The organism is Anaerolineales bacterium, from assembly GCA_030583885.1.
In the GTDB taxonomy this organism is placed as follows: domain Bacteria; phylum Chloroflexota; class Anaerolineae; order Anaerolineales; family Villigracilaceae; genus Villigracilis.
Map to the genome: position 1 here is coordinate 617,211 of CP129480.1, position 20,476 is coordinate 637,686.

The following is a 20,476-nucleotide window of genomic DNA, read 5'->3' on the forward strand; positions in this document are numbered from 1 at the left end:
ACTCCTGGCGCAATTATACCCAGTCTCTACTCCCTGAAAATCCTCACATGCCTGCGCGGTTCCTTGCCATAGGAATGGGAAACCAATTCGGCATTGCGTGCCATTTCGTGCTGGATGCGGCGCACAAGCGAGGGACCCGGCGGCAGGTCCACCCAGCGTTCGCCGTTCAGCACGGCAGCGATGGCCTGCTTGGTCTGGTCGCGCACATCCTCCATGCTGTCACGCGGGTGCTGTTGCTCGGTCAGGTTGTACAGGTCGCCGAGGAACTGCTCCACCTGGGCGACCGTGTTCGCGCGCAATACATAGATCGGCATCCCGCGCCCCTCGGCTTCGATCACGGTCGCTTCGCGGTTGCGGTAATACGTCCGCAGGGTGACCAGCACGTTGGCTTCGTTCACATCGGTCACCACCACGGCGGGCACGCCGAGTCTCTTTGCGGCCTGCATCAGCCGGTTGCGCGCCACGCCGTAGGCGAACACGCGCACGGTCTGCAATCTGGCGCCAAGATTGGCTGTGGCGATGACAGGCGGATTGATCGACTCGGAGCGCGGCGAAAGTTCCTCGGAAACGGAAACAGGCATCCGCGTGCGGCGAGGCGTTTTTGTATCCATCTTGGTGGTCGGCTTGGCTTTCTCGATCTGAACCTGGCCTGCTTCGTCGCGCGTGCGGATCTCGGGCAGGATGGGCGCGTCGCGCAGGAGCGAATCCACCGCGGACATGATGTCGAGGTGGACGGCAAAACGCTCGCGGTGCTGGATCTCGATCAGCACATCGAAGGTGGGCGGCGCGCGTCGTTCCAATACTGTTTTCTGGGTGCCGCGCCGGCGGGCTTCCTCGTCTGAGAGTGTCACCGCTTCGATGCCGCCGACGAGGTCGCTCAGCGTTGGGTTGAGCAAAAGATTGTCGAGGGTCTGGCCGTGCGCCGTGCCGATGAGCTGCACGCCGCGTTCGGCGATGGTGCGCGCGGCGAGGGCTTCGAGTTCGCGCCCGATCTCGTCGATGACGATGACTTCGGGGTTGTGGTTCTCCACCGCTTCGATCATCACTTCGTGCTGGAGCATCGGTTCGCGGACCTGCATGCGGCGCGCCCTGCCCACCGCGGGATGCGGCACGTCGCCGTCGCCGCCGATCTCGTTGGAGGTATCCACAATGACCACGCGTTTGTTTTCCGCGAGGATGCGCGCGGCTTCCCGCAGCAGCGTGGTCTTTCCGACGCCGGGGCGTCCGAGAATCAGCACGGACTTGCCCGATTCGATGATGTCCTGGATGATGTCCACGGTGCCGTACACGGCGCGGCCGACGCGGCAGGTTAAACCGACGATGACGCCAAGCCGGTTGCGGATGGCGGAGATGCGGTGGAGGGTGCGTTCCATGCCGGCGCGGTTGTCGGCGTCAAAGTTGCCGATGCGCTCGGTGATGTGGTCGATTTCTGTACGGGCGATCTCCTTGTCGGAAAGCACGATCTCGCCTTCGACAAAGCGCGCGGCGGGCAGGCGCCCGAGGTCAATGACGATCTCCAGCAGGTTATCGCTGTTGTTCGCCTTTTCCACCGCATGGCGAATATTGGAAGGCAGCACGTCGAGCAGGGCTTCGAGGTCGTCTGTAATTCGGTGTTGGGTCATATTGTTAATTTTCAGTGAAACGCCAGGCATCAAGTGGCGTGCGTAATAAAAAGGTGGAACGGGCATGCGGGAGAATCCCCGCGGCTGGCTGATTGCAAACGATTAGAGGGAATACCGGACCATGATGGAGTACCTGCCTTGGTGATGGGATACGCGCCGCACATTGGTCGCGTCCACGGCTATTATAGCAGTGTCCTCTTTTATTATAGGTTAAATTCTTTTGTGCCATATGTCCTCCCCGCTAATCCCTCATCCCCTGTATAATTGAAAGCATGTCATTTTCTGACAATCCGATCGATCCAACACAACCGCCTCGCCGGCCTCAGGAAGACGGCGTTTCGGCACAGCGCATCCGCCGCAGGCGCGCCACGCGCCGCTCCTCCATCCCGGCCGATGCGCAGGGACAGGCGGCGTTAATCGCCTCCCTTGCGAGGCGCGCGTATCCCTCGGTTGAGTTGTTCGTCTTTTCCCTCGTTTGCGGCGCGATCCTTGGACTCGGCCTTTTGCTTGACTCAGCGGCCGTGCTCTTGCTCGGCATTCTCGTCGCGCCATTGATGACTCCCTGGGTGGGATTCCTGCTTGCCGTCCTGACAGGCTCCCTACGCTTTCTTTTCGAAACGGTCATGGCCCTGCTCATCAGTATTGCGCTTGTTTTCACCGGCGGCCTGTTGACGGGATTTGCGGCACGCATCTGGCCCGATGTTGCGCGGGGGAATGTCCATGTCCATTCGCAGTTATGGTTTCCCGCGCTGCTCGTGCTTGCCATCGGCGCGGTGACGTTGGTGATATCCTTTGCGCGTTCCGAAGAAAGACCCTTCCTGTCCAGCGTGATCGTCGCATACGCATTTTTTCTGCCGGTCAGTGCCGGCGGTTTCGGCCTCGGCTCCGGCTTGCCGGATGTCTGGCCTCAGAGCCTGCTCGTCTTCATGACACATTTTGCGCTGGCAGGTTTGTTGGGGTTGGTCACGCTCCTTGTCCTGCGGCTTCGCCCCTCTCTTGAAGGGATCATTTTCAGCGGCATTGCCCTTGTGCTTTTCGCTGTGATTCTATTTGCCTTGATGCGCCCAGGCTTCCCGTTCCGCAGGGACGCGGTCATTGAATCCACCCCCACGATTCAAACCTCCGCGCCTCCCTCCCCGACCTTCAGTCCGCCGCCGACAACGACAAGCAGTGCCAGCCCTTCAAGCACCTCCGCTTCCCTCACCCCGACAGAGGAAACACCAAGCCCTGTGCCGTTGACGTTGGAAGTGACCCTGCCTCCCACTACAACGCCCACCGTCACGATGACCATTCCACCGACGCCGGTCTATGGAAGAATCTCCGCGAGCGAGGGCGGCGGCGCAAATTTAAGGGAAACCCCCGGTGCCGGCGGGAAATATTTGATGACCCTGCTGAATGGTACGATTGTGGAGACGTATTCGGAGTTCAATGTATTGAATGGCGTGACATGGGTAAAGATCTATGCGACGGTTAATGGACAACCAATCGAGGGCTGGCTCCTGGAATCTGCCGTGGCGTATGCCACGCCCGCTCCAAACTTTGAGGCTTCGTCCACACCGGCCCCGTAATTTACATCATTCCGTACTATGAACCAAATTCCAATAAAAAAGGATGATCCATGCCCATTCATTTCGGCACGGACGGCTGGCGCGCCGTCATCTCGGACAGCTTTACATTCAGCAATTTACGCATGGTCTCACAAGCCATTGCGGATGCAGTCGCTTCAGACCATTGGGATAAATCCATAAATGCCGACCCTAAAAAAATAGTGGTTGGGTTCGATACCCGCTTTCTCTCCGACCGTTTTGCCGGGGAGGTGGCGCGGGTGCTGGCCGCAAACGGATTTACGGTGTTACTGGCACAGTCCGATTCGCCCACGCCCGCCATCTCCTATGCCGTAAAGAACAACCATGCCATCGCGGGTGTCATGATCACCGCTTCACACAATGCGCCGCGCTATAACGGCGTGAAGTTGAAGGGCGCCTTTGGCGGCTCGGCGCTCTCCGAACAATGCCGCCGCGTGGAAGTGTACATCAATGACAACGAGGAACAGGCGCGCGGTCCCAATCTGATGGATTTCAAAAAGGCGCGCGAGGCCGGGTTGATCCGGAAGTTCAACCCATTGACAGCGTATTTCGAGCATCTACGGAAGTTGATCAACACGGACATAATCGCGGACAATCCCCAGCGTTTCGTGGTGGATGCAATGTACGGCTCCGGGCGCGGCGTGATTAAGGCCTTTTTGCAGGGGACAGGCTGTGAGATCGCGGAAATTCGCGGCGAGATGAACCCGGGTTTCGGCGGCGTGCATCCCGAACCGATTGCGAAATACCTCGGTCCGCTTTCGAGCGCGGTCAGCTCCGGGCTTGGTAACTTTGGCGTGGTGACAGACGGCGACGCAGACCGCATCGGCGCGATGGATGAACGCGGCAATTTTGTTGATCCGCACAAGATCATGGCGCTTTCGCTGAGATATCTGGTTGAAAAACGCGGCATGAGCGGCGCGGTAGTGCGGACCGTCTCCACCACGCGCATGATCGACCGCCTGGCAAAACGCTATGGGTTGACATTGCATGAAACGCCGGTCGGTTTTAGTCACATTGCGGATTACATGATGAAGGAGGATGTCCTGATCGGCGGCGAGGAATCAGGCGGGATTTCATTCAAGGGGCATATCCCCGAAGGTGACGGTCCCATCATGGGCTTACTGCTGGTGGAGATGCTTGCAGAGGCGAAGAAATCCCTCACGGAAATGGTGGATGACCTGCTCGCCGATGTCGGTCCTGCCATGTACGAGCGCGTGGATCTGCGCCTCAGCCGTCCCGTTGCCAAGGCTGAAATGACGGAATTTCTCACCCAGAAAGCGCCGGCCGAGATCGGCGGTCAAAAAGTGAGTGAGGTCAGCCAGCGTGACGGCGTGAAATATATTATGGCGGATGACTCGTGGCTGCTCATCCGCCCGTCTGGGACGGAACCCGTCCTGCGTGTGTATGCCGAAGGCCGCACGAGGGATATGGTCAAATCGCTTTTGGATTATGGAAAGGTCGTGGCTGAAAGCGCGGTATAGGATACATTCCCTCCCCTTGAAGAAGATGAAGGTGACAACGCGGCTTTATTTCGGAACAAAACTACCTTAATTTATCTTGACAAATTTGCAAGGGGGGGGGTATATTGAGATTGTCATTGCAAAATTCACAAACTGAAACGGGAAGGATATAATGGGAAATAATCCAGGATCCATCCAAAGAATCATCCGTTTTGCATGCGCCGGCCTGCTGTTGGCTGTTTTCATCAGCACTATTACTCTGCCTTCGCAGCCAGGGGAAAGTGTATCTGCGATGAAGCTGTTACAAGCAGGCGATACAGCCACGCCCACAGCGACCCTGGAAAATACGCCCACCTCCACTGCCACTCCCACGCGCACCCCGACCCTGATCAGCGGGGTGTTGACCTGTAACACGGTTGCAACAGGTGTAACCTGCACCAATTATGGCACCTATCTCAAGTACGACATTAATATCAATGTGACAGGCCTGCCCGGCGGCGCCACGGCTTCGAACATTTTCATTGGCAAGTATAAGCGCAGCACCAACGGCGGCTGGATGGGCATGATGTCGAATTTTATTCATGCCGAGACCTCGATCCATCAAAGTAACAAGGTGTTTTCGATGGTGAGGATCTCGCCGTTCGATGCGGCGGCGGTGGATTACGCCTCCTTTACGAGCGGCGCGGGCACGAATGTATATGTCATTAACAGCGTGAATCACTGGCGTTATATTGCAGGCACCGGGAATTATCCGAACACGCTTTCGGTGCGGGGTAATGCGGATTACGCCATCACGGGTTACTCGGTGGTTGGCAGCATCTATCTGTACAGCAATCAGGCCTTTGTGACCGTGACGCCGACTGCGACCAGAACCCCTACCCGCACGGCAACTTCAACAGCTATAACGTTTACGCCTAGGAGTAATAGTAGTGGAATTTGTTGGTCAAGCGGCCCATCTTGGCCTAGCTATAGTGTGCCATATAGAATCGACACAAGCATTCCAACATCTTGGATAAGTTCAATAAACAATGCGGCGAATACATGGACAAATGCCACTCCAAGCCCGTTTAGCTTTGTGAATTCACCGCAAACATCATATACGATCAGTCTGGGCTATATTGAAAACTATGGTGTGCCAGCTTATACAGGGTTAGTTTACATAGGGGCGACTCTTACCGACGTCTATACTGTATTTAATGACCAGAGAACGTTTGACACTAGCAATCCACCCGCGGCTTCAACTTTCAATATTCAGAATCTAATGACACATGAGTTTGGACATTGGCTTTTGCTAAATGATATTTACGATATAAACTGTAGTCATGTAACTATGTATGGCGGCATATCTACCGGCGAAACTAACAAAATCAGCTTGGAGACCGCGGATAAAGAAGCCATCAATTGGCAATACCCATAGAGCCTATTTGCAGAAATTCGTATCGCAAAGATAGCTTACCAAGGATAAATAATAGATGAACAAGAAAACTCTGTTCCTGATGGTCGCCCTCATCGTAATTCCGATCCTCATCTACGTGATGGGACCGAAAAAGGATAAGCAAGAACCAATTACTATCATATCTCACGCCTCGTATGTTACGATGTCGATTGACGAGCTCGTAACTGAGTCTGACTTGATTGTGATTGGTTATGTGAATACTATATATGCCAGCCGCTGGAATACTCCTAATGGGAGACGGCCGGAGGGCGATCCGGCGCAGAAAATCACGCCTGACATGACCATCTTTACAGATATGGATTTTAATATTACCCAACTCATAAAAGGTGATATCCAACAAAAAAACGCTCGCATCCGCTCTCTTGGCGGTGTAGTGGATGGAGACCGAATGATTGCGGATAAGATCATTCCCAAAATGAACAAAACCTATTTGCTTTTCCTCGATTTTGGCAGAGCGGGCTCAACAGCCAACGTTGTTACTGACCATTACTGGATAACAGGTGGTGGATTTCAGGGTCTGTATGAGATTATAGATGACAGGGCAATTTCAGTAAGTGATGAGTGGGCTCTTAAAGACCTGATAGCCTACATCCAAAAATCACTTTCCGAATCTGATTCATCCCAAATTACGCCAACTGCTGTTCCCACCATTACATTAACTGAACCATCTCCATCTATTACAGCTTCACCAGAAACGACTACCCCCACGCCGTAGCACAAACTTCTTGTCGCTAAAACTATGCCAAAACCATATGACTTGAAATAGTCGTGCGGTTTTGTTTTCCAGAATCTTCTCTTGACCTGTCTCAAACGGTTTAAATTCAGTGCCTGAATTTTGGATTGAATTATAACCATGGAATCAACCAATGACAAACTCCGCGAACACTCCCTGCTCAAGCAGATCGAGAGCGACCCAAATGTGAATCCTGCGCTTCACGTATCTCCGCACATATTTTTTGACCGCCTTCAAAGTTGCACTTCTGACTTGAATCCAAGAACCGATAACAAGGGAAAAAACAATAAAAGGTTTTATGTAAGACTCGATAAATAAAAACGGGACGGCGAATTCGCCGTCCCGTAACGTATGGATGGAATAATTACTTTATCCCGCTGCGGGATTGTTGGAGCGTAATGTGCGGGCAAGCAGGATGACGATCACAAAGGCAAGCGCCATCACAACCAGGCCGGGAACACCGTAATCATCCATAAAGCCGGTATTGGGCAATGCCGTTGTCGTGGGGATGATGGTCAGTTGCGCGGCTGCGGCTTGTGTCAATGCGGCGCCGACGGTGGCAGTTGCGGCCGCGGGGGTGCCGCCCACCGCATTGGGGTCCGGAGTCTCGGTGGCGGTGGGAACATTGACCACGGAGGTCGTGGTCGGTTCCAGGGTGGCAGTCGGCAGAATGATGGATGCCTCGAACGTGGCGGTTAATGCCATGCTCACAAATTCATTGGCTGCCTGGGCTGTCTGGGTGGCATTGGCGATCTGGGTCTGTTGCGCGTTGGTCGAGGTTTGTGAACCGAATAAATACACTCCCACAAGGCAGGCAAGTGAGATCAGAATAATTCCGCCCAGGATGCCAACCGCGATCAGAAAAGTGCGGTTGTTATTTGATTCCTCCGGGAGCGGGGCATCATCAAGATCGTCGAAATTGGTTTCATCGAAAGACATGGAGCACTCTCCTGATTATTTTCGTGATGACTTGCGATATTATTCCTGCGGATATTATCCCACAACTTCAAGGTTTACGAGAGGTGCGACGACCGTCTCGCCGTTTTCAAGTTTCACCTCGGCTGCGAGCGCGCGTAGACCGCTTGGAAGCGTGGTCAGACCGGGTTTGACCGCGACGATGGAACCGATCATCCCCAGGGCAGGTGGACGGCGCATCCGCACCTGCAAGCCGGGCGAGAAGGTTTCCACCTGCCGCGGGGCGGGCGGGTCTGCCGCAATCGGCAGGGGAATGATCACCTCAGGTCTTGCGCCGCTGTAGCGGTCATAGGTTTCTGCGTTCACAGTAACATCGCGTTTGGCGTTTGTGCTGAGCAGTTTATAGGCGGCGGAATTCATCGGCAATGCACCGAACCCGTCGGTGACCATGATGGGATAGCGCATCTCCCGCGCCTTCGGGAGCAGGGTTGGATAAATGCTCGAGAGGATGAGTCCGCGCACGGGTATGTCAGACGCGGCTTGCAGGGTTTCTGCATCCTTCACCATGCCGCCCAGAATGATCGAACCACGCAGGCTCACATCCAGCCGCCCGGCGGTAAGCACGCCATCTGGTTTTTCCGCAAGGTTTACCAGCAGCCCCGAATCGATGCGGCCATTTCCCCAAACACCCTGTATCAACGCACCGGCGGTCTGTATGACCACGCCGTGTTTGGGGATGATCTCGATCACCATGCCGGGGATGCCGGCCCGCAGTTCCATCTTCGATTCGCCCACTTCCATTAACACCTGTCCGCCGCCCACCGCAACCACGCGGCCTTCACGCGGTGCGCGCGCATGACGCGGAAAAAGTCCCCTGCCGATTGCGATTTCCGCGCCGGCTGCGAGACGCTCATCCAATTTGCATTTGATCAGCCGCTCCGCCGCATTGGCACTCACTCCGAGGATGCGCGCCACATCCAGCAGCACATGCTCGCGCGCCCAGCGAGTCTCGGCGATCACATCCACAGAGTTAACCTTTTGATTAAGGCGCACAAGCACCTCGCCGGAGACGGGTAAAACACGTTCACGCACAATGGAGGTAAGCCCGATAATATGGTTGACAGGCGCTTGTATCATTTACGAGCCTCCGAGGGTCCAATTCCACTTTTTGATGAGTTCACGCCGCCGCATTGGGTCGGAGGGAAGACCCAGGGGACGCCCGCGCCCATCGAACACAACGCCTAACGCCCCGCCGCTTACCGGGATCGTGCCGCCGCGACCGGGTCCAAAGCCGACGTCTGCGCCCCGCAAAACCTGGATGGTCAATTTGCCCATCTCACCGCTGGCAAGCGGAAGGGTTTCAAGGGCTCCATACTTCAAGTCCATGCGGGCTTCCGCCCCATTCTCATACGCCAGTTTTGCGCGCAGGATGGGTGTGCCATAATTGGCAGTGACAACAGGCGAAACGATCGTCCCGACGCTGAGGAACGCACCGGACTCAAGCACCTGCACAGGCAGGATGTTGTTCTGGGATGCGGCCGCCCCCAGCATGGGAAGCAGATTGTTTTGATCGAGGATAAGTGTGGTCACACCCACAGGCTGGATGGAGTCAAGGAGCAGAAGCAGGTTTTGACCGGGTCGTGAAGCGTCGCTCAGTGCGCCGCCTCCCGCAAGGATGGGTTCGAAGAGCGGGGTGAGAGTCGGTTTGATGGCCGCAATACTTCGTGGAAAATCACGCCGCGCAGACAGCATCGCAAGATACAACGCCTGCCGCGCAACCGCCTGCGATATGGCAAGGTCTTCCTTGGTGGCGGCAATGGTGGATGGATGCAGTGACGTTTGATGGAGATAATCGCGCAGGATGTCCCTGGAAACATCGAACGATGACCAGCGCAAAATATCTTCAAGCGATGTGTAATTCAAAAGGCGGGACAGGTTTTCACCCAGTCCGAATTGCGGATACACGCTCAAGGTGGATTTTCCATTGAAGCCTGCCGAAATGATCGCGGCGGATGCGCCTATATCCACGCTCAGGATGCCTTTTTTTGCGCCATAAACTTTTGCGAGGAAACGCACCATGCGTCCGGTCGCGTATGCTGTCGGCAGGATGTGCCCGCCGGACCACAGATCCAAAAGGTCCACGCCTTTGATCTGCCGTTTGCGAATATTGATGAACATGCGTGCCAGTTCGCGTTCGGCGGGGTCAATATCCTCCGTCTCAAGCGACGGGCGCACGTTTGGGCTGAAATGCAGGGAGGCGGCCAGCGAACCGACCAGGCTCTTTACCTCCTCCTCCATTTTTTCGTTGCCGGCAAACAGGACGGCAGGGCGTTTCTCTTCCGGTAGCAGGAAGCTGGCAAGACCGATCGGCTCCAGCAATTTTTGAATGGAGAGTGATGCGCCGCCATCCGTTCCACCCGCGATCACGACCAGGTCGGGACGTGCGCGCAGGATGCTGTCTATTTGCTGGGCCGGCTTGCGCAGATCGTTCAATCCGATGGTATCCACGATGCGCGTATACGTGGTCTCGGCAAGCCGCCGCGCGCTTTCAAGCGAGACGTCCTTGAGCAGGCCGACCACGATGGTTTTCACCGCGGGACCTGCGGATAGCGTGACGGCAAGCGCATCCACACCGGACCCGTTCGGTTGACTCGGCTTAATCAGCCCGTGCGAATCGTCGAGCAGGGACTTCCCCAGCACCTTCTCCAAATTCCCAACGGCATGGCGGACACCGATGCTCGCGTCTTTGAAGGGCGCTTCGGCAGTGGTGGGCGCGGAACTGGAAGCCACGAAGCGATATTCGCCTTCGATGACATCGAACAGCACGACACGCGTGTTCACCGAACCGACATCTATGGCGAGCAGTGAGTTACCGTCAATCAGGGAGGATGGCATGATACTTAAGTATTCCCAAACAAGTTGAAGAAGTTGATGATGGATGCGAGGCGTTCGATCAATGCGGTTAATGCAGCCGCGTACACACCGGCAAAGATGACGCCCAGCGTAATGCCGATGAAGATGCGTCCCAGCCAGGCGAACAACTCGATCAACCCATAGCGCCGCACGGAGCCGTCCGCTTTTTGACGTGCGCCGAAATGGAAATAGATAAGGGAAGTCACCACGCCGGTCAGAATGATTGCGCCGTTGCCCGCCAGTTCGAAGACGTCAATATTGCGCGCGGCAGCAGTGTTGGGATCGAAGAAATTGATGGTCGCCTCGACCTGCGGGATAAGCGTGCCGATCACTGTGCCGGCGATGATCACGGCGCCGCCGGCGCCGACCAAAAATGCCATGGTAATCCGTGCAATCCCCGCAAGACGCGGTGATATTTTCATCAAGATGAACACCGTGCCAAGCAGAGGCACCAGCAGGATCAACTGCTCCGCCGTGGAACCGCCCAGCAGTGTCGGCAGCAGCGGATCGAGCAGACGGGGTACGATGACTTGCCACCAGGCGATTGAGGCCACATACCCGGCGGATACTCCCACAAAGATGTACACCGCGATGCGGAAGAGCGGATTATCCCCTATCCAATAACTAAAGATAAGGATGGTGAACAAAAAACTCAGGACAACTGTGATCAGGTCCGCGGGGAAGATCATTTTAATTGGTCTCCCTTGCTGAAGCGCGGTCCTGCAAACCCAGGGCGAGATTCCAAAGTCCGCCGCCCAGAACCAATGCCATGGCAAGCAACATGCCGAGGCTGTAAGCGTCCCAGTAGGCGCGCGCCGTGCCGGGACGTCCTGCGTTGTATTGTTCGAAGATTGCCCCGCCGTATAGACCCGGCACCAACCCGTTGAGCTGCCCCGATTCATAATAGGGCTGGATCATCGGCGCGGCCTGCGCGCTGGAAATGACCACAAATGGAATATTGCCGCGTACGGACTCCGTCTGCTCAATCCAGACGCGGGCGGCATCGGCATTATCTGTGATCAGAATCAGCATGGCAAATTGCGGGAGGGATGCGACATCCGAAAGAGGAGCGGATGTCCATGCAGGGTCAAGAGACATGTCGAATGGAGATGTGACGCGCGGGTTTTGCGCGAAAGCGCGGATGCCCAGCTGTCCGCCGGGCAGATAGCCAAGATTCAAATATTGGATCCCGCTTTGGTAGTTGTGCCCGCCCAACGGTCCGGATAGGAGGCGTTCCGCCAGAAGCGCACCTGTCTTGTTCGTGGCGATAAACGTCAAACGCGGATGGCGCAGCAGAATCATCTGGTCCAGCATGGGGGCGGCTGCGGCTTCCATTTCCCCGGCGCGGGCAGGCTCGTAATCGAAAGCCACCAGCACGGGCGCGCCCTCGGGTATGGATTGTGATATTTGTATGGCGCTTCCGATCTCATGCGGAACCCCCGCAGGCATGGAAAAGATCGACGTGCGGATGAAGAGAACGCCGCTCAAAACAAAAAAGAGGATAAAGGCAAGGAACCAGCGCAGACTTCGCGATGTTCTCAACGTGGAAAAGGATTCGATCGGAACGGGCGCGGTTTCCGCCGCTAGGATCTGTTCCAGTAATTCCGCATGCGCCTGTTGTTCTTCACTGGCATGCAATTTGATGGAGTAGGCTTTCGGTTTGCTGGTCGGAGTGAAGCCCGGTACCGCGGGGAGCACGCCCTGCAGGCCTGCCAGCGCGCCGCGTGATTCCAGGGTTTGATCACTGGGAGTTGAAAATGAAGCAGGCTGTGAGATCCCCGTTTCCAGCGGGCGCATCGCCTGCACCCATGAAGGCAGGTCACCGGGTGAGATGGCATCTGTGGTCATGATTGACGCGGAAGCGGATGAAGGCGACGAGCTTTCCATGGCGCTCGAAAGCCAGTCCGGCATGTCCGTAAAGAGGTCATCCATGCTGCCGCCTGCCTGGGCATCGGCTGTAAATGCAGGCGGCATATCAGGGGACGTTCCCTGTTCAATCGCCGGCGCAGGCTCCGCCTCGGCTTCAAAGGCGACGGACCACTCAGAGGCATCCGAAGGAGATGCAGGCTCGTTAATTATCTCTTCTGGTTGTGAAGAAACGGGAGACTGCGGCGCGGAGGTCTTCACCCAATTCGGGACATCCTCCAAGGAGGAATCATCCTGCGCGAATGGCTCCTGCTCGGGCAGGGGCCGCAGGGGGGATGTATCCTTTGATAACCATGTCGGCAGTTCCTCCTCATCTGAAGACCTGGACGACTCCCCCCGCAACCATTTTGGGGTTGTATCCTGTTTTGGTTCCTCGGATGCGGGCATTTCCTTCATCCAATCCGGGAGGGCTTCCTGGATTGGACTTTCAACCGCTTCAGATTCACCAATACCTGTCTCCGGAAAAAGGGCAGAGTCAGCGCTTTGGGCGTTGGCCTCCAGGCCGTGCAGCCAGTCTGGAGAATTGATGGATATTTCAGGGGCATCGCTGAACAGATCCGAGGATGCCGCAAAGGGTTTGACGTCATCCCTCGGCTCATTTTCCAGCGCCATTTGGTTCAGCCAGTCCGGTGCATCATCTGATGGAGAATTGAGGTCCGTAGAAGTAAGGGAGGATGACTGCACGGGTTGTGACGGCTCCTGAAGATTGCTTGCTTCACGGAACCAATCGCTTAACTCGTCCTTTTCTTCCGCCTTGGGTTCGTCCGCGGCTGCGCCTTTCAACCAGGAGGGTGAGTCTGCCTCCTTTGTGGATTCGTCCTGTGCAAAATCATCCTTGTCGCCCAGTTCCACCCAGCGGACCTCGGAGGATTCGGTCCGATTTTTTTTTGATTTTGGCGTGGCCCCTGTGATGCTGGCAAGCCAGTCCGGTGTATCGTCTTCCTCACTTTGTCCGCTTTGTGAGTGCAGACCAGCCAGCAGGTCTTCCGCGGGGGAGGCGGCTGTGTAGCCTTCAGGCGGCTGCGCAGGCAACGGCGCTCCTTTGCGGGCCGAATCACGCGCATCCCTTAACCATTGCGGCAGGATGGGCTCAAGTTCGGCTGTGTTTTTCTTGGTTGGAGCCTGTCCGGGTTTAATGGGGGTACTGGCATCTTTAAGTTCGCCTGTCAATGGCTGAAGGCGTGTCTTGCAGTATTGACAGAACTCCTGGTTTGCAAGGTTGCTTTCACCACAGGATGGACACTTGATAAGGTCTGCCATCAATTGCCCCCGTATGGACGGTCTGCGCCGAACAACACGCGCAAGCCGGTGGTAAGTGTGCCAAGTGCAACGCCGATCAGGATGCCGCGCGCGCCGCCGAGCGCCAATATCTGGGTGACCCATGGGCGGATCAAGGTGCCGATGACGGGAACGTCCCCAAAGGGCAGGGTGGCTGAGCCGATGAAGATGAGTACGGCAGTCAGCAGAAAGACGATCCCCATCACATCAACGCGGCGGCGCAGAAGACGGATGGCCGCGTACAGCAGGGAGACGGTCAATACGCCCATCAGTGCGGCTTCGGTTGGAAGGATGATGCCATTTAGCACGATCTGCATGGCGCTGTGCTGGGGGCGGAGGATCATGCCGAAGAGCAGTGTGGCAACCAACCCGATGACCAGAAGCGCGCTGTAGATGCCCCCCTTTTCACCGCGGCGGATCTTGTCCGTATGGACTGCGATCAAATTGAAAATTCCCACAAGCGCGGCAGCGCCTGCCAAAATGATCGCCCAATTGAGTAAAAGCGTTTGCACGTCCGCCAGCGCAGGGAAGAAATAACCGCCCAGAATTAAAACGCCTGCGGCGATGGCAATGACTGCGGTAAAGACTCGCATTAGATGACCCCGAAGAATTTTGAAAAAGCGCCGCCGAGCAAGGCGATGATCACCAGCCAGCGGAGGATATCCTGTACGGTCAGGCTGGCTGCATGAGAAGCACCGGCGTTTAGATATGCGCCTGCCGCAAACAGCTCCTCACCGATCAACACATCCTGTGTGTTTGCAAAGAGGACAGCCTGCCCGCTCAGGTTGTCGCTTGCACCGATTACCGTCACGCCTTCGCGGTCTGATACATCTGCCAGCAGTGCGGCTTCGGGACCGAAATGTCCCAGCATGAGATTGGCAGAGACATTTTCATTTTGTAAAATGTTCATTGCACCGGCAGCGTAACTGAAGGGGGTTAACCCTGTAACGCGCCCCGTGGTGGGGACGTAGAGATCGTCCGCGCCTGCAGCTTGATAGCCTGCCTGCATGGTATCCTGTGTCAATAGTCCAAGCGCAGGGTCACCGGCGGATGCGACAGCGGGTTTGTCACTGACCGATGTGCGCTCTGCAATGATGCGCAACATGGCCAACCCGGCGAGCGCGGACCCTCCGCGTGCATCGAGCAGGCTCCCATGTCCAAGCGAAATGTGCAGGCGGGTGCCGTCTTCCACGCTTAGACCCAGTTTGCGGTACAAGCCTGTAAGAGCAGGGATATCCCGCAGTCTTGCAGGAAATCTTTTTTTCCATACTGTAATGACAAGCAGAAGCAGTGCGCTTGCAATGATGATTACCAATACCGTCATTGGCGTGCTCCTGCCTGAATTAAAAAGGATGCAAATGCCCGCGCTTCCGCTTCCTCCTCGAGCGTCTCGGCGAGCGCGGTCAACTGGTCACTCCTTATAAAGCCCCCGCCAAAATAAATCGCCTGCGCTCCGAGCAGGGCAAGAGGACTTCCTGCTTCAAGGAACGAGGCGGTCAGTTCGTGAAGTTGATATCGGCGCAAGGCCTCAGCCCAGCGCGGCCAAAATTCGCGCGGTGACTTCATAATTAACGCGAGTATAGCATAATTTATTGTTGACCCCTGTGCCCGGCGCGCGGAAAGGCTACATTACCATAGAATTGACCATATGCCGGCCTCGGAGAGCGTCTGAAAAGCCGGTTTATTGACAAGACAGAATAAACCTGGTGTCTTCGTGTGTTCCTGGCCGGGTTTCAGGCACTTTTCAGGGCACAATGGTTGAGCCGGATAATATCTCCGCATCCTTTGGAATGACGACAATGCCGTCCCGTACATACCATTTCTCGTTGTCCATATCCGTGTTGCGCGGGAACGGGCGGATGGTGACGTTGGCACCAATGCGGGCGTTCTTGTCCAGGATCGCGCCCTCAATATGACAATTTGCGCCGATGCCGATGGGTAATCCCTCGCGGTCACGTTCATAATAATCCGCACCCATCACAATGCTGTCCTTGATCACACATCCACTCCCGATCTGGCTGCGGATGCCGATAATGGAATGGGTAATCTCGGCTTTCAGGATGCGGCATCCCTCTGCGATGAGGACATCGCGCAGGCGGCTGTCATCCACAATGGAGCCCGGCAGAAAGCGGGTATCTGTATAAATGGGAAGTTTTGTGTCGTAAAAATTGAACGGCGTCGCGGAGGTTGTGAGCGCGAGGTTGGTCTCGTAGAACGAGCGGATGGTTCCAATATCCTGCCAGTAGCCGTCAAAATCAAAACCGTATACCGAGTGTGATTTTATCGCCTGGGGAATAATATCCCCGCCGAAATCGTCGTGGTCGGGGAAATCCATCAGCAGGTCCATCAGCACCCTGGTGTTAAACATGTAGATGCCCATCGAACCCAGAAAGGGTCTCTGCGGGTCGTCTCGGCTGATAAATTTCCTTTGTACTTCGGGATCCCTGGGTTTTTCAACAAAAGAGGAGATGCGCCCATCTGACTCGCGCTTCAATATCCCAAAGCGCGTGACCTCCTCCTTTGAAACCGGCTGGACCGCCACTGTGATATCCGCCTTGTTATCCCAGTGATATTCTGCCATGGCCTTGTAATCCATGCGGTAGAGATGATCGCCGGCCAGGATCAGGATGTACTTGGCGTTTGCCGCCTGGATCTCAAGCAGCTGCTTGCGCACCGCATCCGCCGTACCCTGATACCAGTCCGCGCTTTCGAGGGTCTGTTCTGCTGCCCAGATCTGCACCCAGCCCTGGTGAAAGGAATCGAAGTTATAAGTGCGTGTGATGTGGCGGTGCAGGGACACGGAGTTGAACTGTGTCAGGATCGCGATGCGGAAGATCTCCGAGTTGATGCAATTGCTGATGGGAATATCGATCAAGCGGTACTTGCCCGCAATCGGAACAGCCGGCTTGGAGCGCATTTGAGTCAGTGGATACAGGCGCGCCCCGCGCCCGCCACCCAAGATGACTGCCAGGACATCGTTCAATGTGGGCATCGTGAGCCTCCTGGAAATTTCTTCGCACCGTGATCAAAGCGAGATACGCCTTATTTTACACCCGTCAATCTGCGAAGGCCATAAATAATATATACAATCGGATACGCCAGCAGGATCAAAATATCAATTGCGGCAAAGAGTAGGTATAGTTTCATCTTGCATCTCCGGAAAACTGTTTGAACATCGCCTCAGGAGGATATACGCTTTTGCCACGGGATATGTCGCTTGTTGTCTGATTAATTGTACAATTCAAAAAACCCCATGTCAACGTTTTGGGCGTGGAATTTATAAAAATCAAACGTCCTCGATTTGAGAGGACGTTTGACGGGAGGTGTAAAGTGCCCGTAGGGTATAATCCGCGTTGGGTATGCCTGTGTGCCGAAGGAGGGAATCGAACCCTCATTCCCGTAGGGAACACGATTTTGAGTCGTGCGCGTCTGCCTATTCCGCCACTTCGGCTCAATTGCGAAGGCAAGTATACCACTCCCAACAACAAGGTCAAGATGAAACTAGGAATTATAGGACTGCCTCAATCTGGAAAGACGACAATTTTCAACGCGCTCACACGCGGCAACACCCCGACCACTGCCTCGGCGGGCCGTATCGAAGTGCATCAGGCTGTGGTGGACGTCCCAGACCCGCGCGTGGATGCGCTCTCGAAGATGTTCAACCCGAAGAAAACGGTCTATACCAAGGTGACCTACGCGGATATTGCCGGGCTGGAAACTGGTTCCGCCAAAAGCGGCATTTCCGGACAGCTGTTGAATCAACTCAACCAGATGGACGGTCTGCTTCTGGTCGTGCGCGCCTTCGAGAATGACAGCGTGATGCATCCCAGTGGAAGCGTGAACCCGCTCCGCGATGCGGAAATGATGACGGGTGAACTGCTGTTGAACGACCTGATCGCTGTTGAACGCAAACTGGAACGCCTGACCGATGAACGTAAAAAGGGCGGCACGGACAAGACCCTGAATGCGCGCCAGACGGAACTGTTCGAGAAGCTTCAGGCCGCCCTTTCGGATAACAGGCCGCTGCGTGCGTTGGAATTTGCGCACGAAGAGGAAAGGGAACTTTCCAGCTTCGGTTTGCTGACCCGCAAACCCATTCTGACGGTGTTCAACCTCGGCGAGGGACAGCAGGCTCCGGATGCAAAACTGGACCATCCCTCGGTGGCGTTGATGGGAAAACTCGAAATGGAGATCGCGCAGTTATCCGGGGAGGATGCGGCGGTCTTCATGGAGGAGTACGGCATCAGGGAACTCAGCCTCAACCGTATGATCAATCTATCCTATGAACTATTGAAGATTCAGACCTTCTTCACGGTGGGCGAGGACGAGGTCCGTGCATGGACAACGCGTCTCGGTGCGACGGCGCAGGAATCGGCCGGAGAGATCCACACCGATCTTTCACGCGGATTTGTGCGGGCGGAGGTGGTCGCGTACGAAGACTTGATCAGCCTCGGGTCCATGAATGAGGCGAAGGCAAAAGGGAAGTTAAGGCTCGAAGGCAAGGAATACCCGATCAAGGACGGCGATATCATGCACGTCCGATCCAGTTTGTAATTTTTTTGCAGGGGCACAGCGGCGCTGTGCCTTTATCAAAAGTGAGGAGACAGCAACGCTGTGCCCCTGCAACCATAGGAGAACACATGGCATACAAACTTTCCAAATGGGACCTTTCCCCGCTGTACCCCGGCTATGACAGCCCCGAATTGCAGAGCGCGTTCGACATGATCGAAGAGCAGGTGACCTCGTTCGAAGGCGTGCGCGACAAGCTCAAGCCTGACATGCCCGCCGAACAGTTCGTGGATGTGGTGAAAGCCAGCGATGCGATGACGCACATCGGCAATAAGTTGTATTCGTTTGCTGGGCTGTCCTTTGCAGCAGATACCCAGGACCAGAAGGCGCAGTCATTGCAGGCGCGCGTGCTGCAATTTTTGGCGGAGATCGAGAACCGCACGCTGTTCTTCAGCCTATGGTGGAAGGAACTGGACGATGAGAACGCCAAACGCCTGATGGAGGCTGCGGGAGATTACCGCTATTATCTCGAAGCAATGCGTTTGTATAAACCGCATACGTTAAGCGAGGCGGAAGAGAAGATCGTCAATCTCAAGAATGTGACCGGCGTGAGCGCGCTGGGCAACCTGTATGACTCGATTACGAACCGCTACGTCTTCAAGATGAAAGTCAACGGCAGGGAAAAGGAGATGACTGCCTCGGAATTGTTCTCCTACCGCTACAGCGCCGACCCTGCCGTGCGCGCTGCGAGTTATCAATCGCAATTTAAGGTGTATGCGGAGGATGGCCCCATCCTTGGGCAGATCTATCAAACCATTCTGCGGGACTGGCACACGGAAAATGTGATCCTGCGCAAGTTCAAGGATTCGATCGCGCCGCGCAACCTGAACAATGACGTCCCTGAAGAAGCCGTGGAAGCGCTCTTGAGTGTGGCGCGAAAGAACACGGGCATCTTCCAGCGTTACTTCAGGATGAAAGCCAAATATATGGGCATGAAGAAGTTGCGCCGCTACGATATTTACGCGCCGGTTGCCGCCTCCAAGAAGACTTATGGCTGGAACGAAGCCGTGACCATGGTGCTGGATGCGTTCAATGTCTTCTCGCCGCAAGTAGCGGATTTAGCAAAGCGTGTCTTTGACGAGAACCGCATTGACAGCGAAATTCGCAAGGGCAAGCGCGGCGGCGCGTTCTGCGCGTCCATCACACCGGAGATGACTCCGTATGTGCTGGTCAACTATCAAGGCACGGGACGCGAAGTGGCGACGCTGGCGCATGAGCTTGGTCATGCCATCCACGCCATGCTGGCGTCGCATCACAGCACGTTCACCTTCCATTCGTCACTTCCGCTGGCGGAGACCGCCTCTACGTTTGCGGAAATGGTTTTAATCGACAAACTGCTTGCGGAGGAAAAAGATGAATCTGTACGCCGTGACATCCTCTTCAAACAGATGGATGATGCGTACGCGACCATTATGCGCCAGTCGTATTTCGCGCTGTTCGAGAAGACCGCGCATGAGTTGGTGCAGAAGAACGCCTCGGTGGATGACCTGAGCGCCGCGTACCTTGAAAATCTCAAGGAACAGTTCGGCGACTCGCTCGACCTGAGCGACGAGTTCAAGTGGGAGTGGGTGGGCATCCCGCATATTTATCAGGTGCCGTTCTATGTGTATGCGTATGCCTTCGGCCAGTTGCTGGTGCTGGCTTTGTATCAGCAGTTCAAGGCGGAAGGGGAATCCTTCAAGCCGAAGTACTTGAAGATCCTTTCTGCGGGCGGATCGGAAGCGCCGGAAAAGATTTTGAGCGAAGCGGGCATCAATATCCGCGACCCGCAATTCTGGCAGGGCGGCTTCGATGTGCTGGAGAAGCTGGTCGGCGAACTGGAAACGCTGCCCGTGCCAAAGGCGAAGCCTGTGAAGCGTGCGAAATCCGTAAAGAGCAAAAAGGCGGTGAAACCTGTGAAGGGGAAGAAGGCTCCAATAAAGAAGGTTTCCAAAGGCAGGCCCGCCACGAAAGTGTCGAAGGCGAAAAAGAAATAGTGATGAGTAACGAGTAGGAAGCGAGCCAGCCGACCTGATTAT

At 55.6% G+C, this 20,476-nt stretch carries 16 protein-coding genes and 1 tRNA gene; 6 read left to right on the top strand and 11 right to left on the bottom strand.

What is annotated here, in order from left to right; genetic code table 11:
* Positions 1-26: 26 nt before the first annotated feature.
* On the bottom strand, positions 27-1,622 hold the full coding sequence (locus tag QY332_03140) for a R3H domain-containing nucleic acid-binding protein (GenBank protein ID WKZ36918.1): 1,596 nt from the start codon (positions 1,620-1,622) through the stop codon (positions 27-29).
* Positions 1,623-1,894: 272 nt separating this feature from the next.
* Here QY332_03140 and QY332_03145 point away from each other — a divergent pair, with 272 nt between their 5' ends.
* From QY332_03145 to QY332_03160, 4 genes are all read left to right on the top strand, one after another.
* The gene (locus QY332_03145; GenBank protein WKZ36919.1) at positions 1,895-3,190 is read left to right on the top strand and encodes a DUF389 domain-containing protein; all 1,296 of its coding nucleotides are present in this window, start codon (positions 1,895-1,897) and stop codon (positions 3,188-3,190) included.
* A gap of 50 nt (positions 3,191-3,240) precedes the next feature.
* Complete coding sequence (locus tag QY332_03150) at positions 3,241-4,689, top strand: phosphoglucomutase/phosphomannomutase family protein (GenBank protein ID WKZ36920.1); 1,449 nt, start codon at positions 3,241-3,243, stop codon at positions 4,687-4,689.
* 151 nt (positions 4,690-4,840) lie between these two features.
* Complete coding sequence (locus tag QY332_03155) at positions 4,841-6,085, top strand: hypothetical protein (protein WKZ36921.1); 1,245 nt, start codon at positions 4,841-4,843, stop codon at positions 6,083-6,085.
* A gap of 55 nt (positions 6,086-6,140) precedes the next feature.
* Positions 6,141-6,839, top strand: a complete 699-nt coding sequence (locus QY332_03160) for a hypothetical protein (protein WKZ36922.1) — start codon at positions 6,141-6,143, stop codon at positions 6,837-6,839.
* Between the two features lie 387 nt (positions 6,840-7,226).
* Here the strand turns inward: QY332_03160 and QY332_03165 are convergent, their stop codons facing one another.
* The 10 genes from QY332_03165 to QY332_03210 all read right to left on the bottom strand — a co-directional run bounded on the left by QY332_03165 (position 7,227) and on the right by QY332_03210 (position 17,340).
* A complete protein-coding gene (locus tag QY332_03165; protein WKZ36923.1) occupies positions 7,227-7,796 on the bottom strand; it encodes a hypothetical protein in 570 nt (189 codons plus the stop codon).
* 54 nt (positions 7,797-7,850) lie between these two features.
* Positions 7,851-8,909: a hypothetical protein gene (locus tag QY332_03170; protein ID WKZ36924.1), complete on the bottom strand. Its 1,059-nt coding sequence runs from the start codon at positions 8,907-8,909 to the stop codon at positions 7,851-7,853.
* Positions 8,910-10,667 carry a glutamate mutase L gene (locus QY332_03175; protein ID WKZ36925.1) on the bottom strand — a complete coding sequence of 586 codons (1,758 nt, stop codon included), beginning with the start codon at positions 10,665-10,667 and terminating at the stop codon, positions 8,910-8,912.
* A gap of 5 nt (positions 10,668-10,672) precedes the next feature.
* Positions 10,673-11,374: a hypothetical protein gene (locus QY332_03180; GenBank protein WKZ36926.1), complete on the bottom strand. Its 702-nt coding sequence runs from the start codon at positions 11,372-11,374 to the stop codon at positions 10,673-10,675.
* Between the two features lies 1 nt (position 11,375).
* On the bottom strand, positions 11,376-13,871 hold the full coding sequence (locus QY332_03185; protein WKZ36927.1) for a zinc ribbon domain-containing protein: 2,496 nt from the start codon (positions 13,869-13,871) through the stop codon (positions 11,376-11,378).
* Positions 13,871-14,482: a hypothetical protein gene (locus QY332_03190; GenBank protein WKZ36928.1), complete on the bottom strand. Its 612-nt coding sequence runs from the start codon at positions 14,480-14,482 to the stop codon at positions 13,871-13,873. The genes QY332_03185 and QY332_03190 overlap by 1 nt, the downstream gene beginning before the upstream one ends.
* Complete coding sequence (locus QY332_03195) at positions 14,482-15,213, bottom strand: hypothetical protein (GenBank protein ID WKZ36929.1); 732 nt, start codon at positions 15,211-15,213, stop codon at positions 14,482-14,484. Before QY332_03195 ends, QY332_03190 begins: the two co-directional genes overlap by 1 nt.
* The gene (locus QY332_03200) at positions 15,210-15,455 is read right to left on the bottom strand and encodes a hypothetical protein (GenBank protein ID WKZ36930.1); all 246 of its coding nucleotides are present in this window, start codon (positions 15,453-15,455) and stop codon (positions 15,210-15,212) included. The genes QY332_03195 and QY332_03200 overlap by 4 nt, the downstream gene beginning before the upstream one ends.
* Positions 15,456-15,633: 178 nt before the next feature.
* Positions 15,634-16,881 (bottom strand): glucose-1-phosphate adenylyltransferase, encoded by a 1,248-nt coding sequence (locus QY332_03205; GenBank protein ID WKZ36931.1) that lies wholly within the window; start codon positions 16,879-16,881, stop codon positions 15,634-15,636.
* 376 nt (positions 16,882-17,257) lie between these two features.
* Positions 17,258-17,340, bottom strand: a tRNA-Leu gene (locus tag QY332_03210).
* A gap of 44 nt (positions 17,341-17,384) precedes the next feature.
* Between QY332_03210 and ychF the strand changes: the two genes are divergently transcribed.
* Positions 17,385-18,443 carry a redox-regulated ATPase YchF gene (gene ychF, locus QY332_03215; GenBank protein ID WKZ36932.1) on the top strand — a complete coding sequence of 353 codons (1,059 nt, stop codon included), beginning with the start codon at positions 17,385-17,387 and terminating at the stop codon, positions 18,441-18,443.
* 86 nt (positions 18,444-18,529) lie between these two features.
* Entirely contained in the window at positions 18,530-20,434 is a 1,905-nt protein-coding gene (locus QY332_03220; protein ID WKZ36933.1) for a M3 family oligoendopeptidase, read from the top strand.
* The last annotated feature ends 42 nt before the right edge of the window (positions 20,435-20,476 follow it).

Excerpts from the sequence above, each read along its gene's own strand:
- QY332_03140 (WKZ36918.1), bottom strand. The coding sequence starts at position 1,622 with ATGACCCAACACCGAATTACAGACGACCTCGAAGCCCTGCTCGACGTG.
- QY332_03145 (WKZ36919.1), top strand. The coding sequence starts at position 1,895 with ATGTCATTTTCTGACAATCCGATCGATCCAACACAACCGCCTCGCCGG.
- QY332_03150 (WKZ36920.1), top strand. The coding sequence starts at position 3,241 with ATGCCCATTCATTTCGGCACGGACGGCTGGCGCGCCGTCATCTCGGAC.
- QY332_03155 (WKZ36921.1), top strand. The coding sequence starts at position 4,841 with ATGGGAAATAATCCAGGATCCATCCAAAGAATCATCCGTTTTGCATGC.
- QY332_03160 (WKZ36922.1), top strand. The coding sequence starts at position 6,141 with ATGAACAAGAAAACTCTGTTCCTGATGGTCGCCCTCATCGTAATTCCG.
- QY332_03165 (WKZ36923.1), bottom strand. The coding sequence starts at position 7,796 with ATGTCTTTCGATGAAACCAATTTCGACGATCTTGATGATGCCCCGCTC.
- QY332_03170 (WKZ36924.1), bottom strand. The coding sequence starts at position 8,909 with ATGATACAAGCGCCTGTCAACCATATTATCGGGCTTACCTCCATTGTG.
- QY332_03175 (WKZ36925.1), bottom strand. The coding sequence starts at position 10,667 with ATGCCATCCTCCCTGATTGACGGTAACTCACTGCTCGCCATAGATGTC.
- QY332_03180 (WKZ36926.1), bottom strand. The coding sequence starts at position 11,374 with ATGATCTTCCCCGCGGACCTGATCACAGTTGTCCTGAGTTTTTTGTTC.
- QY332_03185 (WKZ36927.1), bottom strand. The coding sequence starts at position 13,871 with ATGGCAGACCTTATCAAGTGTCCATCCTGTGGTGAAAGCAACCTTGCA.
- QY332_03190 (WKZ36928.1), bottom strand. The coding sequence starts at position 14,482 with ATGCGAGTCTTTACCGCAGTCATTGCCATCGCCGCAGGCGTTTTAATT.
- QY332_03195 (WKZ36929.1), bottom strand. The coding sequence starts at position 15,213 with ATGACGGTATTGGTAATCATCATTGCAAGCGCACTGCTTCTGCTTGTC.
- QY332_03200 (WKZ36930.1), bottom strand. The coding sequence starts at position 15,455 with ATGAAGTCACCGCGCGAATTTTGGCCGCGCTGGGCTGAGGCCTTGCGC.
- QY332_03205 (WKZ36931.1), bottom strand. The coding sequence starts at position 16,881 with ATGCCCACATTGAACGATGTCCTGGCAGTCATCTTGGGTGGCGGGCGC.
- ychF (WKZ36932.1), top strand. The coding sequence starts at position 17,385 with ATGAAACTAGGAATTATAGGACTGCCTCAATCTGGAAAGACGACAATT.
- QY332_03220 (WKZ36933.1), top strand. The coding sequence starts at position 18,530 with ATGGCATACAAACTTTCCAAATGGGACCTTTCCCCGCTGTACCCCGGC.